Genomic DNA, 16,688 nt, shown 5'->3' with positions numbered 1-16,688 from the left:
CATTTTCTTAAAGCGGTTGCAAATGTAATTTATCATTCTATAATTTACAACTATTTCATTTCTTTTTTTAGATTATAAAATAAATAAATACTAAATAACTTAACTATCAACAAGGTAGAAACACTATATTTTATTTAATCCTTTACAAATAAAGATTTATTGGGCTTACGATTCATTATTTTACAATAAAAGTTTAGATTTGCAGGACAAACAAACAACAGAATATCATGAGTAAAAAAGTAGTTATCGTATCAGCAGTAAGAACGCCTATCGGAAGTTTTATGGGAAGTTTATCTACTGTTACTGCAACACAATTGGGTGCCGTTGCTATCAAAGGTGCTTTAAATAAAATCAATTTAGATCCAAGTTTAGTTGACGAAGTTTTAATGGGTAATGTAGTGCAAGCCGGCGTTGGTCAAGCACCTGCAACTCAAGCCGCTATTTTTGCAGGATTGCCAAATACCGTTCCAACTACTACCGTAAATAAAGTTTGTGCTTCAGGAATGAAAGCCGTAATGCAAGGCGCACAAGCCATCATGAGTGGTGATGCTGAAATCGTGGTTGCAGGCGGAATGGAAAATATGAGTTTGATTCCACATTACGTTCATTTAAGAAACGGTGTGAAATTTGGCCCAACAACTATGATTGATGGCATGCAAAAAGACGGTTTGACCGATGCTTACGACGGAAACGCCATGGGTGTTTGTGCCGATTTATGTGCATCAGAATATAAAATTACGAGAGAAGAACAAGACGCTTTTGCTATTCAATCATACGAGCGTTCAGCTAAAGCTTGGTCTGAAGGAAAGTTTTACAACGAAGTAGTTCCTGTTGAAATTCCGCAACGTCGTGGCGAACCGATTATATTTTCTAAAGATGAAGAATTCACAAATGTGAAATTAGATAAAATTCCGGCTTTAAATGCAGTATTTACCAAAGAAGGAACTGTAACTGCGGCCAATGCTTCAACGATTAATGACGGCGCAGCCGCTTTGGTTTTAATGAGTGAAGAAAAAGCACAAGCTTTGGGTTTAAAACCTTTGGCTTACATCAAATCATATGCTGATGCCGCACAAGAACCAAAATGGTTTACCACTACCCCGGCAAAAGCTTTACCAAAAGCCCTAGACAAAGTAGGTTTATCAATAGCTGATGTAGATTATTTCGAATTCAACGAAGCGTTTGCTGTTGTTGGTTTGGCGAATGCCAAAATCTTAGGATTAGACAACGACAAAGTAAATGTAAACGGTGGCGCCGTTTCTTTAGGTCATCCACTAGGATGTTCGGGAGCAAGAATCATCGTAACATTAATCAATGTTTTAGAACAAAACAATGCCAAAATCGGAGCCGCAGCTATCTGTAATGGTGGTGGTGGTGCTTCAGCCATAGTAATAGAAAGAATTTAAAATAATTACGAATTACGAATTATGAATTACGGTTAAACCAATTCATAATTCGTAATTTATAATTCATAATTGACCTAGATGTTTGCCATTTGTAACCTTGCTATAATTCCTTTACGAGCCGAACCGAGTGATCGAAGCGAAATCGTTTCGCAAGTCTTGTTTGGTGAGCATTTTGAAGTTTTGGAAAAGCAAAACCAATGGGCAAAAATCAAACTGCAATATGATGATTACGAAGGTTGGGTTGATTCTAAGCAATACCAAGTCATTTCAGAAAAAAACTTCACGGATTTATCTAAGGATGCTATTATTCTTAATGCTGATTTGGTAGAATATGTAACCAATGCCAAAAACATGTTGTTGCCTATTCCGCTTGGTGCTTCGTTATCATTTTTGAATCATAGCGAAATCAATGTTGAAGGCTTTGAATTTGAAGGTTTGAGAACCAGCGGTGTCAAATCAAAATCCGATTTGATTGCTACCGCTTATATGTATTTGAACGCACCTTATCTTTGGGGTGGCAAAACACCTTTTGGAATTGACTGTTCCGGTTTTACACAAATGGTTTACAAACTGAACGGCTATCATTTGTTGCGCGATGCTTCCCAGCAATCCGGTCAAGGCGATGCTTTGAGTTTTATTGAAGAAAGCGAACCCGGAGATTTGGCTTTCTTTGACAATGAAGAAGGAAAAATTATTCACGTTGGCATTATGATGGAAAACAACTACATCATCCACGCTAGCGGCAAAGTCAGAATCGACAGATTAGACCATTTAGGAATTTACAATGCTGAACAAAACAGACATACTCATCGTCTGAGAGTTATCAAGAAAATTATTTAAACCAAAACTTTTTGTTTTGGTTTTTTTATTTAAATTTAGATTTCTAAATCCTTCAAAATGAAATCCATCAGCAAAATTTTGTTTTTAACTTTAGGCATACTTTCGGTAAGCTGTATCAAAGAAAAAAACGGGGAAACCACCGATTCTCGCTACCAACCCAAAGAATTCGTAGAAGTAAAACATCCGGACTGGAGCAAAAATGCTACTATTTACGAAGCCAACATTCGTCAATTTACACCGGAAGGCACATTCAAAGCTTTTGAAGCTCATTTACCCAGAATAAAAGCGATGGGAATTGATATCATTTGGCTAATGCCGATTCATCCGATTGGGGTTGAAAAACGTAAAGGAACATTAGGCAGCGAATATTCGGTAAAAGATTATTATGGGGTCAATCCTGAATTTGGAACCAAAGAAGATTTCAAACATTTGGTAGACAAAATCCACAGTATGGGCATGTATATCATCATTGATTGGGTTGGGAATCACTCATCGTGGGATAATCAATTAGTGAAAGACCATCCGGATTGGTATACTAAAACCGAAGAAGGTAATTTCCAACCAACGCCATGGTATGATTGGGATGATGTAATCGACTTTGATTATGACCAACCCGAACTTCGAAAATACATGACCGAAGCTTTAGTGTATTGGGTAAAAGATTTCAATATTGATGGTTACCGATGCGATACGGCGGGCTTTATTCCGACTGATTTTTGGGACAATGCTCGAGTCGAAATGGATGCAGTAAAACCCGTTTTCATGTTGGGCGAATGGGAATCTCGTGATTTGCACAAAAAGGCTTTTGACATGACCTATTCTTGGACATTATTCGATAAAATGGTTGCCGTAACCCGTGATAAAAAAAGCATGGGAGGATTGGTCGAATATATGGCGCACGATGTAAGCACTTTTCCACGCGATGGCTACAGAATGCTTTTCACCGATAACCATGATATGAATTCTTGGAACAACAATATGGAATACAATTTCGGAGACGGATTGGGAGCTTCCATAGTTTTAACCGGAACAATCAACGGAATGCCGTTGGTTTACGGCGGACAAGAAGCCGGATTAGACCGTTCACTCAAATTTTTCGACAAAGATTTAATCGATTGGAGTAAAATGCCCTATGAAGGATTATTCAAAAAACTATTTGACCTAAAACATCGCAATCATGCTTTATGGAATGGTGAACATGGCGGCATCATGGTTCGAATTTATAGCGATAAAATGGAACAAGTGATTTCATTTTCGCGAACAAAAGACAAGGATAAAGTGATTGTGGTTATGAATTATAGTGACCAGCCAACCACTGTAAAACTCAATTCCAAATTCCAAAAAGGAAACTATACTGAAGTGTTTTCAGGCAAAAAAATTGCTCTCTTAGGCGATGACGTATTCACACTAAAATCTTGGGAATATATGGTTTTGGAAAAATAAAAAAAGCCCTAATAAATCGGGGCATTTAATTTATAAAGTCTTAGTCTATTTCAACAAAAAGTTCAAACCAACATTGATACTAGAACGACTATTAGTAACCCTAGAGTAATCATTTTGCTTGAAAATATCATTTAATCCACCTTGACCTTCATACTCAAAGAATAATTGTAGTTTATCGTTTAGCGGGATTTTAACGCCAATGCCGAGTGCCAAACCAAAATCTGTTGTATTGAACGCATCAGTAACATCTGTTCCAAATCTGCTTTCTTCTGCATTAAGTAAAAATCCAACATAAGGTCCGAATTCCAAGAACCAATTCCTTTTATTACCAAAATGCCAATTGGCCATTACCGGAACGGTTAAATAATTCACATTGAAATCGGTTATGTAATCAAATCCGTCAACATCTTCAATAAAACCATTATCCCAACCTTTTTGGTCATAAATTAATTTTGTTTTGATACTCCAAGTATTCGAAAAATAATAATCCATCGAACCGGCCAAGTTCATTCCTGAACCGTTATCCGCTGAAAATTCTGAATCTGAAACTGTAGAGCTATTATACCCAATATTGAAACCAAATTCAACATCACCTTTTTTCTGAGCCGAAACATAGGAGGTCAAGCCTAATGCTAAAATCAATGTTAATGCAACTTTTTTCATGTTTATTTTGTTTTTAGTGATTCAAAAATAATCTTTTAGGAAGAAAAATATATGGCCTTTTAAATTTCTTTTAAAACTTTAACTAAATAGTCAATTTCTTCTTTGGTGTTGTAATGACTGAATGAAATACGTAAACTCGGTTTTACCAAATCTTCCTTCAATAGCATTTCAGCCAAAACATGAGAAGGTCTAACACTACCACTTTGACAAGCACTACCTCGAGAAACCGCGATACCTTTCATATCAAGGTTGAACAAAATCATAATGGTTTTTTCGGGAGAAAAAGGCAATACTACATTGAGTATATTATAAAAAGTATCCGCTCCATTTTGTTTTACTGATGGAAAAGCAATTTGCAACTGATTAGAACAATACTGTTTCAAGTCAGCAATATAGTTTCTTTCTGTCTCCAAATGATCATAAGACAACTGCAAGGCTTTGGCCATACCGGCAATTTGATGGACAGATTCGGTTCCGGCGCGCCAACCTTTTTCTTGTTCGCCACCAAACAACATAGGCTGCAACACCAAATTTTTCCGAACAAACGCGAAACCAATTCCTTTTGGACCATGAAATTTGTGTGCACTGGCTACTAAAAAATCTATTGGTAATTGTTGTAAATCCAATTCGGTTTTGCCAACAGATTGCACCGTATCACAATGGAACAAAGCTTTACTTAGGTGACACAACGCTCCTATTTTGGCAATATCATGAATCACTCCGGTTTCGTTATTGACATGCATCAAAGTAACCAATGTCTTGGTTTCAACCGAAAGCAAATCGGCCAACTGAGTGTAATCTAAACTACCGTCTTGCAACACTTTTACAAAGTCGACTTCAATATTAAATTCCTCTTGCAAAGCTTGTACAGTGTACAAAGTCGCATGATGCTCAACTTTGGAAGTAATGATTCTTTTGACGCTGAAATCTTTGACCGAACTTCTCAAAATCCAATTCGTGGCTTCGGTTGCGCTTGAAGTAAAGATGATTTCCTGGGCATTGCAGTGCAAACATTTGGCTATGGTTTTCCGGGAAGTTTCTATCAAGGCTTTGGCACTTCTGCCAACACTGTGCGTGGAAGAAGGATTACCGAAATCAGATTGCATCACGCTAACCATTTCATCAATAACTTCCTGACGAATGGGCGTTGTTGCGGCATTATCGAGATATACTTTTTGCATGTTGCAAATATAAAAAAGTACTGTCCTAATAAAATGATAAAAGATAAATTTAATAGTATAAAAAACTTATTTTTGCTAAAAATTTCTATACCAATGAAACGAATTTTAGGGTTATTAGCCGTAGTTTTATTTATCAATGCTTGTGATGATGGTGATTTAACTGTTGACACTATTGACTTCGCCGATGTACCGGTTCAAAAATGTTCTCAAAAAGACATTCTATATAAAATAAGCGACAACAAAATGTTAATCTTAGCCATTCCGGCTGCGACTTTTGTGAATGATGAAACGCCGGATAACGATCCTATTGAAGTGCAAATCAGCGGCAATATCGATGTGGTTTACAGACAATATAACGGAACACCGACTGATGCTAACATTTGTGATATAGTTACAGCGGCAACGCCCAATTTGTCGGAGGAATGGAATGCTACTTCGGGAACTATTTTAATCACTTCTACCGCTATAAAAACGGTAAATTCAACTACCGGAATAACCCAAATTACCGGTTACAGACATTACATCGTTTTTGAAGACATTGTCTTTTTAAAGCCAGATGGTACAACCCAAACTTATGCCGGAAACTCTTTTGTATTTGGGAATTATAACGCCAGTCAAAGTCCGCTAGCCTTCGGATTTAACGAAGAAGCCGCCATAAGCACTTGCTCAGGTGACAATCGAATATTTAACTTTAACAGTAGTGAAGTTTTTATTTTAGATTTAGCTGATTTTGCTACGCTATTCCAAAATGTGGAAACCACAGAGCCGCGAATTGCCTATATCAGTGCCACCAATAAAGTCAACTACCGATTGTATTCGGGTACGATTAACAACGCCTACTTTTGTACAACACCTGTGCCGAGTACGCCAACGCTCACAGAAAACAATTGGTTAGCCAATGATGGTGATGTTGCTGACGGTACCGGAATAATCAGTGTGACGACAACTCAGCCTTCTCTGGGCGTTTTTGAACACACCATTCGCTTGAAAAAAGTAACCATGACTAAAGGAAACAGTGATTTTTATTTAGGTGATGATTATTTGTACGGAAAAATAGTTACCCCTTAATTGAAAGTTAAAACCACTTTCTGTGCTTTAGATTTTCTTATTTTTACAAAAAAACAAACATGCCAAACGACTGTATAAGCTATCAAAAATCAGGATATTTCACTAAATTAATCGTTGATTATTTAGAGGAGAAGCCTGAACTGAAAGCCTTGTACAATCGGTTTCCTACTGTTGACAATTTCAAATTACAAATTGAGGAAAAAGAGCAAAATTTCAATGACAATTTCAAAAGGCAGATTTTAGTTACCGCTTTAGAAAAGCAATACCAAGGATTTGAAATATCGGAAAATACTAAAGTCAATATTTCGCAACTATCCAACCCTAAAACCTTTACTATTACTACCGGACATCAGTTGAATTTATTCACCGGACCATTGTATTTTTTGTATAAGATTGTTTCGGTAATCAATCTTTGCGAAGATCTAAAACAAGCTTATCCTCAACATAATTTTGTTCCCATTTATTGGATGGCGACGGAAGACCACGATTTTGAAGAAATCAATTATTTTCATTTTAAAAACGTAAAAATCAAGTGGGACAGAGAAAGTTTTGGTCCGGTTGGCCGACTTTCTACAGCAGGTTTAGAAGAAGTTTATGAAGTTTTTGCTAAAGAGTTAGGCTGGGGTGAGAATGCCGCTTATTTGAAGAATCTATTTGACAATAGTTACCTTAAACACTCTAATTTGGCCGACGCTACAAGGTATTTAGCCAACGAATTGTTTAAAGATAAAGGTTTGGTGATCCTTGATGGAGATGATGTGGCGTTGAAACAATTGTTTGCCCCTTTTGTTAAAGAAGAATTGCTCCACCAAACGTCTTTTCAAAATGTAACCAAAACCAACGAAGCGCTACAAGATTATTCGATTCAAGTCAATCCCAGAGCAATCAATCTTTTTTATATAGAAGATACTATCCGCGAACGCATAGTTTTTGAGGATAACCTATACAAAGTCAACAATACCAATTTGTCTTTTTCCGAAAGTGAAATTCTAACCCTTTTAGAAACCAATCCGGAAAAATTCAGTCCGAATGTAATTGTACGACCGCTTTATCAAGAAGTCATTTTGCCCAATCTGTGCTACATTGGCGGCGGCGGTGAAATTGCTTATTGGTTACAATTAAAAGCCAATTTTGAAGTGAATAAAGTTACGTTCCCGATACTTTTAGCCCGCAATTCTGTGCTAATAGCTACCGAAAAACAAGTCCAAAAAGCAGATAAGCTTCAACTTACTTGGGCGGATTTATTTAGCAACCAACAAACTTTGTTTGATAAAAAGACACAAGAATTCTCCCAATTCAACCTTGATTTCACGGCACAAAAAGAGCATTTGAAAAAACAGTTTGAAGCTTTAAATCAAATGGCGTCACAAACCGATAAATCCTTTAGTAATGCTGTAAAAGCTCAGGAAGTTAAACAACTCAAAGGTTTGGAAAACTTGGAAAAACGTTTTCTCAAAGCCGAGAAAAAAATTCATGCGGAAAAATTAGATCGCATCCTTCAATTGCAAAACGAGTTGTTCCCCAACCAATCACTTCAGGAGAGAAGAAACAACTTTAGCGAGTTTTATCTCGAAAACAGTAATTTACTGAAAGACAAACTCTTTAATGAATTAAAGCCGTTAAAAGCCCATTTTACTGTAATTACCCTTTAGTTTTCAACACGAAAACGTTTTCGTTGTGCATTAAATTCATAATGTTAATTTTGTTTTATTAATTTTAACTAAATAATATTAAACTAAACCATTATGAAAAAACAATTACTCATACTCATCACCCTCTTCTTTTGCATTCAATTCAATTATGCTCAGGTAATTTCAATGATTGGAAGCACTAGTCCATCTGGAAGTTGGACTGTAGATACCAATATGAATACTACTGACAATGTGACTTATACATTGAACAACGTTACAGTAACAACCGCCACTGATCCTTCGAGTACCGGCTTGAAATTTCGCCAAAACGCAGATTGGGCTGTTAACTGGGGTTCCGCAAATTTCCCTTCGGGAACTGCGACTCAAAATGGTGCTAACATCATGACCCAAGCAGGAACCTACGACGTCACTTTTAACAGAGTAAACGGCACCTATACGTTTATACCTTCGGGATTTACAAACATTGGAATTTGGGGACCGGCAGTAGACGCGGTAAACGGTTTTGGTGGTCCAGACGTGGATATGGTAACCACTGACGGAATCAATTACACGCTCTCAGGATTTACTTTTACTACTGGTACTGCTTATTTTCGTTTTGATGAAAACGGTTCAAACACTTGGGGAAGTACTGCTTTTCCAGCAGGAACAGCTGTTCAAGGCGGTCCATCGATACAAGTTGCGGGCGGCGAATGGTTTGTTACGTTCAACAAAAACACTGGAGTTTATACATTTGCATATCCAAGCGTAGGGATTTTGGGAACGGCAACCTCTGTTGGTTGGGGAAGTGATATCGATTTAAATACAACGGATGGATTTAGCTATACGATTTCTAATTTAGCATTAACCGATGGTGTAGTGAAATTTAGAAAGGATAATGCATGGGATATTAATTGGGGATCATTAGATTTTCCAACGGGAACCGGCGTACAAAATGGAGCAGAAATTCCGGTAACTGCCGCAACTTATGATATTACTTTTGATAAAAGCACAGGAAATTATGCTTTTACTAATACGTTATCCAATCCTCAAAATTCGATTTCGAAAGCAAAAATCTATCCAAATCCATCGAATACTATCTGGAATCTGTCGCATAGCATAACAATTGACAGTGTTGAACTTTATGATGTGACTGGCAAAGTAATTCAAAGTTTTAAGCCAAATGCTAACCAATACGAATTGGATGGATGTGAGTTAAGTCATGGCGTTTACTTTGTAAAAATAAAATCAGGAGCAGATTTTGCCGTGCAGAAAATTATCAAAAATTGACAACTGTTGTTTTTTTATAATGATTTAAAAACGTTACTTTTGCACCCGAATTTAAAATCATTTATATCAAAATGGCAACAAACAGAACTTTTACCATGATTAAGCCTGATGGCGTTGAAAACGGACACATCGGTGGAATATTAAATATGATTACTGAAGGTGGTTTCAGAATTGTATCAATGAAATTAACTCAGTTGACTGTAGCGGACGCTCAAAAATTCTATGCTGTTCACTCGGCTCGTCCATTTTTTGGAGAATTAGTAGAATTCATGACTCGCGGACCAATCGTTGCAGCAATCTTAGAAAAAGAAAATGCAGTAGAAGATTTCAGAACTTTAATTGGTGCTACCAATCCTGCTGATGCCGCTGAAGGTACTATCCGTAAAAAATATGCGACTTCAATCGGAGAAAATGCCGTTCACGGTTCAGACTCTGACGAGAACGCAGCTATCGAAGGTGCTTTTCACTTTGCCGGCAGAGAGCAATTCTAGTAGTGAGTTAGGAGTTTTCAGTTGGGAATATCTCAACTGTATAAGTATAGAATCCCGTTTCTTTTGAGACGGGATTTTTTATATAAATTATATGTAAAAATAGTACCGAAGAGTGTCACGATTAAAATTAATCGATGTAAAACTTAGCTCGTCCGTATGACAAAAAGCAGAACACAAATAATCCTAATTCGCTCAAAATCAGCAAAATTGTTCATAAAAAATGCTTTTATTTAATCGTCGATGTAATTAATTTTACTACATTTAATGTCAATTTTTAAATTTATTGGCAATGAAAACTTTATCCATTACTATCGCGTTTGTCGCGGTTATGGTTGGGGTTTCGTGTAGTGATTCCGAAACCGGTACGATTACTACTGCACAGCAAAATGAGCAGGATGCACAACGACTTTCATTAGTTTCTACAACATTAGCACAAACAGACCTAAGACTTTATTACAATGAAAATGTCTTTAGGATTAATCTAACCAGACTCTCTCGACAATCAACGGCTTCAGTTTTAGCCAGCGGAGCACCTATCAGTAAAATTTTTACCGTAGCTGAATTATCATACCCGCAACCTTATTATTTAGTCTTAGATTCTAATAATAACGGAGCACCTTACGTGTATTGCATGGTATACCTGATTAAGTTTGAAGATGGCTATCCACCACATCAATTTTACTCAATGGCTGCCATAGATGCTGCGATTAACTCGGGAGAGATTATTGTTGAAAACACTGAAAGACTTCATAAGTGCCTATTTTTATGATGCTTACTCCCTAAATAAGTATAATAACCTAACTCAATAGTAAATATTTAAAACACAAAAGCACCTTATTGGTGCTTTTGTGTTTTATGGTTTTGGTACAGAATTTATCCTGTCATTTCGTGTAAGACTTACATCGTTCTCCCTGTATATACATTTTCAAGCTATTAAAATGAATGGTGAACGGAACTGTTTTCCAATAACTTTCGTCTTCATTTTCAGGATTAGTGTATAAATACCAAAGCGTGTAAGCGGCATTGTCAAACCCTTTCTCAAGTATAGGCTCGCCGGCTTCATTACACTCTATGCCCCAAGTGACCGCTTTTTTAGGCTGTTCGTGCAATTGGTAAAAACCAGTGCCGTTGGCGTTTAATTCTACTGTAGGCTCGGCTCCATTAAAAAAATAAGTCCCGGCAATGGGATAACCAATATCAGTAGTAAGATAATGAATACCATCTTTGGCTTCAATTTTAGTCTGAGCAAAACTGTTGGCTACAAAAACCAACCAAACAAAAAGGAATAACGTTTTTGACTTCATACACTTTAAATTTACTTTGAAATAAAAATAAAAACTATTCAAAGTCGTTCATCGTTGCCTTACAATTAGTTATGAACAGTTTAGGTGACCAAATGTTGATTTCTTAAAAAAAAACACTTTTCAACGGTAGGGTATTTAAAGTTAATCTTGTTTAATAACAAATTCTAAATTTAAATGGTATGAAAAAATTAAAAAATTTATTAGGGATTATCGTTTTGGTAATCGTATTGGCTTCTTGTTCAAATGATAGCGGAAGCAATCAAAACAGTGTGAATATTGTTGCCAGAGCAACTTACTCACCATCGGCTAACAGAACCTCTTTAAATGGTGATGTGGTTTTAACCAGCTTTAAAATCAACTTGAGAGAAATTGAATTTGAATTTGCTGAAGGGAGCGATGATAACGACGATGACAACTCTAACGGTGATTCTGATGATGATGGTTTTTACGACAGCGATGATGAGTTTGAATTATACGGTCCGTTTGAATTAGACCTTTTAAACCAAAATGCGCCTATTACTACAGTAACTGTTCCTAACGGTACTTATGAAGAAGTAGAATTTAAATTACACAAAAGTACCAATAGTGCTTCTGCTATGTTCAACAAATCTGTTGAAATTACCGGAACCATTAACGGAACTCCATTTATCTTTTGGCACGACATAGACGAAGACTTCGAAATTGACTATGAAGACGCCAACCAAAACTTAGTAATAAGCAACAATTCTTATGATTTAGTATTCAATTTTGATTTAAACCAAGTGTTGAGTTTGGTTGACCTAAGCAGTGCTGTTGACGGCGATGGTGATGGTGTTATCGAAATTGGTCCAAATGATACCGACGGCAACCAAGCTTTAGCTAACCTTTTAGAGGACAGCATAGAAGATTCTTGCGACTTGGACGATTAATGTTAATTTGAGATTAGAGTTAAGTTTGGCCCCAACGTAGTTAAAGACGTTGGGGCTTTTTTTAGTAGTAATTTGATTCTCAAAGGTTTTAAAATATAAGTTTACCATTAGCGCTGTAGAACATATTCTACAAGCATTATTAAAATGTATTACACCCTAATAGCTTAAAGAGACTTACTTTTGTATGGTAAATTAAATTAAAAAATTAATTTTGCCGCCCCAACTCTTTAACGTTTGTTTATACCTACAGCGAACAAATTTTAAAAAGCTCCATATTGAACGCTATCTATCTTAAAAAACTAAAGTTTGAGGATCGAAAAGTCGTGCATTACACTTTACTGGTATGCATTATTCTTTTACAGCTTATTGCTGTGATCATTTGGTATAACGAAACCGCTAACGAAACCAAAGTTGACAAGTCTTTCGATAACATTGATTATGCCAATGTAGTTAACGGTTTTACCGGTAAGTTAAACATTACGATTATCCAATCGCAGGAGTATTTTAACGATTACATTAGTACCAAAAATCCTAATGCTTTAGACAGTTATTTGGGTTCGTTAAAACAAACAAGTTCGCTAATCGACAGTTTAACACTTACTTCTAAGAACCAAGAAGCTTTTAAAACACTTTTGTCCAAAAGAGATAAAGCCACCGCTGATATTCTACTCATAAAATCTTCTATAGATTCTGTAATCAACAGGCAAATTCATCCCAATCATGAAGATGTGGTAGCGCCATTCCGATTTGACCGTCTGAACTACAACAAAGTGCTCGATAGTATCGATACCAATACTTCCATCAAAATAGACAGTATTTCAAGAAAAGGACTATTAGCCCGATTATTAGCTGCTTTTTCGGGTAAAATTGAAATTCAAAAAGAACAGCTCAATACGGTTATTACTATGAAATACAAGGACAAAGTAAAAACCGGCACGCTCGAAGAGCAAATGAAATACTTGATTTTAACCAGTAATAAATACTATGCTGCAGAGTTTGGCAAACTACAATCGGCTTTCCTCAACTTGAGAAAAAAAGACATTGAGTTGCTCAAATTCAACACCGAACTGTTGTTGATGAGTCAGGCAACTCTACCCGATTTTACCAATGCCGCACAAGATTTGAAACTCAACAGTCAGCAGGATTTAAAAGACCAATTGACAACCAACAAAGCCATTAGAAATTATTCGATAGTGGCTATCATTGTTTTGATGTTTGTAATCTCGCTAATTTTGTTCGGATTTACACGCTTGGCTTTTGAGTATGAAAAAAGATTGACTACTGCACAGGAAAAAATTCGACAAAGTCTCAACTTTAAGAATAGAATTATGGGAATGATTAGCCACGAGATTCGCTCACCGCTGAACATTATCGCCATTTACAGTCAAAAGATAAGTGCAACAGTTAAAGACAATGAGGTGAAAGAAACCTTTCAATCAGTTCAGTTCACCACCAATTCTTTGTTGTTATTGTCCAATCAAATATTAGAATATTCTAAAGACGAAAACCATCGTCTTACTTTAAAAAACAAAAACTTTAATCTCAAAACTGAGCTGGAACAAATCATAACCGCCATGACCTCATTGGCCGAAAGCAAAGGCAACAAAATAAAGTTAAGCTCAAATATAGACATTGATCATGAAGTGTATTCGGATGTGGCTAAAATTCACCAATTGTTTTACAACATTATAGGCAACGCCAACAAGTTTACCGATAAAGGTTTAATCAAAATAACTCTCAACCAAGACAACGCTTCAGACTATGAAGTAAACCTACAAGTGACTGTTGAAGACAACGGCATAGGAATTGCAGCAAGCGATTTGGCCAACATCTTCGAATCTTATTATCAAGGAACGGTTTCTAATAACGTTAATGATTTAGGCGTAGGTTTAGGATTAAATCTTTGCAAGGAAATCGTAGAATTATTTGAAGGAAAAATTGAGGTGGAAAGCCAAGAAGGCAAAGGAACCAAAGTGAGTTTCGATTTGGCTTTAAGCAAAGTTTAGACAGCACAATTCAATTGAGCGGAAAGAAAAATTAATAACGTAACGTATCATTAAAATGAAGCCGACACAAAATTTCACTTTTTTAATTGCAGACGATCACAGCATTGTCAGACAAGGCGTTTCTTTATTAATTAAAGAATTGTTTTTTAATGCCAAAATTCATCAGGCAGGCAATTTTAAAGACACACTCAAAATTCTGAGAGAAACCAAAATTGACTTGCTCGTACTAGACATCAACTTTCCGGATGGCAATAGTTTAAACATCATAGCCGAAACCAAAAACATCCAACCCGATATTAAAATATTAATCTTCTCGGCCTATGACGAAGATATTTATGCACTCCGTTACTTGAATGCCGGTGCTTCGGGCTATTTGAACAAAGGAAGCAACGAGGAAGAAATGAAGCAAGCCTTGAAAAGTATGATTGTTTCGGGCAAATACATAACCCAAAACATCAAAGACCGCATACTCGATTCATACATCTCTAAAAAACCCATCAATCCTTTAGAATTATTGTCTAACCGTGAAGTCGAAGTAGCGCGATTGCTCATCAAAGGCTACGGAAATATGGAAATTGCCGAATATTTAAACGTAAAGAAATCTACAGTCAGTACTTTTAAAAACAGAATCTTTGAAAAACTTGAGATTGACAATTTGGCCGATTTGATTGATTTCTTTCATTTATACAATTAAATAAACTCTCGGTTTTTTGACTTCAAAAGCCGGTTTACGAGCCTAACCGATTACATGAAAAGCAACCCCAAAAAGGTTGCTTTTTTTGTAGAAGCAATTCTACAACAAACCCTTGCCTATTCTACAAATAACTCCTTTTCATTGCTTTAGATTTGCCTAAAGATTGAAAGCAAAATGTTTTCAAGGATTTGGGTTTATAACAAACATTAATCAGGGTTAGTTTTAAATAAATGATTGTGGGTTTCCTTAAAAATCCTACTCGGCTAAAAATTGTCTATTAAAGAATTAGGCCAGTAGGATTTCTTAAGGATGAATCGTAAGGAAATGATTAACTCTTTTGTCATGAACAATACAATGATGCACAAAAAAACCGTTTCAGTAATTAGCTATTTGACTATAATAGGTTGGATAATAGCTTTTATAAACTATCGAAATGGAGCAAAATCGTCCTTGGCTAAGTTTCATTTGGAACAATCATTTGGCTTAGCTATAATGGTAATTGTGACCAATATCATAATGACTATACCCATTTATTTTGACTCTTTCTTTATTCTATTATTAATTATTAACAACATGGGATTGGTTATACTTTGGATTGCCGGATTAATAAGTGCCTACTATGGTGTGAGACTACCATTGCCATTTATTGGATTTTATTTCAAAGATAAATTTCGATTTATCCAATAAAGTTAACCATCCCATTTTTTAAAATACAAAGTCTCCTTATGATTGACCAGATTAACAAGCTGATACAAATAAACTTGTTGCTTTTCTTAAACGCTAAGCAAAAAACGATGATACTCCAAGATTTTAAAAATCACGAAGGAAGTCCGCTTCCCGGTGCTAAAATGTTAGCCGAAATAATGCAACAAAAAGAATTGATAAAAACCCATTCGGAAAAAGAATACTGTTACGAACTAACCGAATTAGGAAAATGCATAGCCGAAACCGGCGGTTGGCTAAACCATGTAGAAAAACTGAAAATAGCCAAACCACAAAACAATTTAAAATTGAACCAAAGACCACAAAACAAATCCCGAAGATTAAACGTAGAATTAATCATCGCCGGAATTATAGTAGTGTTTCTGAGTTGTTTGATTGTCTCTTGTATTTAAATCCTGTTTGCCTTTTTGACTGAACAATATCTAATCTGCCTAAAAGCTCTGATAGCCTAAACTATTGGAGCTTTTTTTGTAAAAAGTACTTTGATACAAAACCACTAAGGATTATGGAAAAACATCGTACTTAAAAAATTTCTAACATTTTATTATCTTAGCCTTAACTAAAACCATACTGTATGAAAATCCCATTCCTACTCTTAGCCTTTTTATTTGCTTTTACAACCGCACAAAGTCAAACCATTGATGAAGCCTTAATTACCGGAAAATGGAAAGTAAAAAAAGCCACTGCACTCAAAAATGCCGACAAACCCGAAACCAAAGAGCTGGTTACAGGTTTTCAAAAAGCTACTTATCATTTTAATGCTGACCACAGCTTCACCTTTGAAACCAAAAGCAACACCAAAATGATGGAACAACTCGAAAAATTGTTCCAAAACAACAAATGGATATTCGACAAAAAGAAAAAGCAAATCAAAGTCGGACTCAAAAAAGAAGGCTATTCCAACATAACGTTTATTGTGAGTATAAAAGATAAAAAAATCATTTTTCTCATTGACGATGCCCAGATTGAAATGGTCATGAAGAAACACTAACGAGTATGATAATATCATAACTATTCACTAAAATTATATAACACTTTACCCA

Annotated in this window: 17 protein-coding genes; 14 read left to right on the top strand and 3 right to left on the bottom strand. The window is 35.9% G+C overall.

Translation table 11 applies throughout. The features are described from left to right. Positions 1–227: 227 nt before the first annotated feature. The 3 genes from ACK4HO_RS04230 (at position 228) to ACK4HO_RS04220 (ending at position 3,689) form a co-directional block, all read left to right on the top strand. Positions 228–1,406, top strand: coding sequence for an acetyl-CoA C-acyltransferase (locus ACK4HO_RS04230; protein WP_409663020.1), 1,179 nt, complete (start codon positions 228–230; stop codon positions 1,404–1,406). Positions 1,407–1,484: 78 nt separating this feature from the next. After that, positions 1,485–2,246, top strand: a complete 762-nt coding sequence (locus ACK4HO_RS04225) for a C40 family peptidase (protein WP_409663018.1) — start codon at positions 1,485–1,487, stop codon at positions 2,244–2,246. Positions 2,247–2,303: 57 nt separating this feature from the next. Continuing rightward, complete coding sequence (locus ACK4HO_RS04220; protein WP_409663015.1) at positions 2,304–3,689, top strand: alpha-amylase family glycosyl hydrolase; 1,386 nt, start codon at positions 2,304–2,306, stop codon at positions 3,687–3,689. A 45-nt stretch (positions 3,690–3,734) separates the two neighbouring features. Here the strand turns inward: ACK4HO_RS04220 and ACK4HO_RS04215 are convergent, their stop codons facing one another. Further along, positions 3,735–4,352 (bottom strand): porin family protein, encoded by a 618-nt coding sequence (locus ACK4HO_RS04215; RefSeq protein WP_409663012.1) that lies wholly within the window; start codon positions 4,350–4,352, stop codon positions 3,735–3,737. Between the two features lie 59 nt (positions 4,353–4,411). Further along, positions 4,412–5,533 (bottom strand): cysteine desulfurase family protein, encoded by a 1,122-nt coding sequence (locus ACK4HO_RS04210; RefSeq protein ID WP_409663009.1) that lies wholly within the window; start codon positions 5,531–5,533, stop codon positions 4,412–4,414. Positions 5,534–5,626: 93 nt separating this feature from the next. Between ACK4HO_RS04210 and ACK4HO_RS04205 the strand changes: the two genes are divergently transcribed. The 5 genes from ACK4HO_RS04205 to ACK4HO_RS04185 all read left to right on the top strand — a co-directional run bounded on the left by ACK4HO_RS04205 (position 5,627) and on the right by ACK4HO_RS04185 (position 10,779). After that, the gene (locus ACK4HO_RS04205; RefSeq protein ID WP_409663006.1) at positions 5,627–6,601 is read left to right on the top strand and encodes a hypothetical protein; all 975 of its coding nucleotides are present in this window, start codon (positions 5,627–5,629) and stop codon (positions 6,599–6,601) included. Between the two features lie 59 nt (positions 6,602–6,660). After that, complete coding sequence (gene bshC / locus ACK4HO_RS04200; RefSeq protein ID WP_409663003.1) at positions 6,661–8,253, top strand: bacillithiol biosynthesis cysteine-adding enzyme BshC; 1,593 nt, start codon at positions 6,661–6,663, stop codon at positions 8,251–8,253. 93 nt (positions 8,254–8,346) lie between these two features. Next, positions 8,347–9,519, top strand: a complete 1,173-nt coding sequence (locus ACK4HO_RS04195) for a T9SS type A sorting domain-containing protein (protein ID WP_409663000.1) — start codon at positions 8,347–8,349, stop codon at positions 9,517–9,519. A 71-nt stretch (positions 9,520–9,590) separates the two neighbouring features. Further along, positions 9,591–10,010 (top strand): nucleoside-diphosphate kinase, encoded by a 420-nt coding sequence (locus ACK4HO_RS04190; RefSeq protein ID WP_121313545.1) that lies wholly within the window; start codon positions 9,591–9,593, stop codon positions 10,008–10,010. A 289-nt stretch (positions 10,011–10,299) separates the two neighbouring features. Then, positions 10,300–10,779, top strand: coding sequence for a hypothetical protein (locus ACK4HO_RS04185; protein ID WP_409662997.1), 480 nt, complete (start codon positions 10,300–10,302; stop codon positions 10,777–10,779). Positions 10,780–10,891: 112 nt separating this feature from the next. On the opposite strand, the gene ACK4HO_RS04180 is transcribed toward ACK4HO_RS04185, so the two are convergent. Beyond that, positions 10,892–11,314, bottom strand: coding sequence for a hypothetical protein (locus ACK4HO_RS04180; protein WP_409662996.1), 423 nt, complete (start codon positions 11,312–11,314; stop codon positions 10,892–10,894). 179 nt (positions 11,315–11,493) lie between these two features. Between ACK4HO_RS04180 and ACK4HO_RS04175 the strand changes: the two genes are divergently transcribed. The 6 genes from ACK4HO_RS04175 to ACK4HO_RS04150 all read left to right on the top strand — a co-directional run bounded on the left by ACK4HO_RS04175 (position 11,494) and on the right by ACK4HO_RS04150 (position 16,636). After that, positions 11,494–12,222 carry a hypothetical protein gene (locus ACK4HO_RS04175; protein ID WP_409662993.1) on the top strand — a complete coding sequence of 243 codons (729 nt, stop codon included), beginning with the start codon at positions 11,494–11,496 and terminating at the stop codon, positions 12,220–12,222. Positions 12,223–12,497: 275 nt separating this feature from the next. Further along, positions 12,498–14,228, top strand: a complete 1,731-nt coding sequence (locus ACK4HO_RS04170) for a sensor histidine kinase (RefSeq protein WP_409662991.1) — start codon at positions 12,498–12,500, stop codon at positions 14,226–14,228. 55 nt (positions 14,229–14,283) lie between these two features. Then, positions 14,284–14,922, top strand: a complete 639-nt coding sequence (locus ACK4HO_RS04165; protein ID WP_409662988.1) for a response regulator transcription factor — start codon at positions 14,284–14,286, stop codon at positions 14,920–14,922. 342 nt (positions 14,923–15,264) lie between these two features. Beyond that, positions 15,265–15,609: a DUF4870 domain-containing protein gene (locus ACK4HO_RS04160; RefSeq protein WP_409662985.1), complete on the top strand. Its 345-nt coding sequence runs from the start codon at positions 15,265–15,267 to the stop codon at positions 15,607–15,609. Positions 15,610–15,647: 38 nt separating this feature from the next. Beyond that, entirely contained in the window at positions 15,648–16,037 is a 390-nt protein-coding gene (locus ACK4HO_RS04155) for a hypothetical protein (protein ID WP_409662982.1), read from the top strand. A gap of 182 nt (positions 16,038–16,219) precedes the next feature. Then, positions 16,220–16,636, top strand: coding sequence for a hypothetical protein (locus tag ACK4HO_RS04150; RefSeq protein ID WP_409662980.1), 417 nt, complete (start codon positions 16,220–16,222; stop codon positions 16,634–16,636). The last annotated feature ends 52 nt before the right edge of the window (positions 16,637–16,688 follow it).

It is taken from the genome of Flavobacterium sp. (genome assembly GCF_046296355.1).
In the GTDB taxonomy this organism is placed as follows: Bacteria; Bacteroidota; Bacteroidia; order Flavobacteriales; family Flavobacteriaceae; genus Flavobacterium.
Note: the sequence above shows the minus strand (reverse complement) of the source record. Positions and strands in the feature narration are given on the sequence as shown.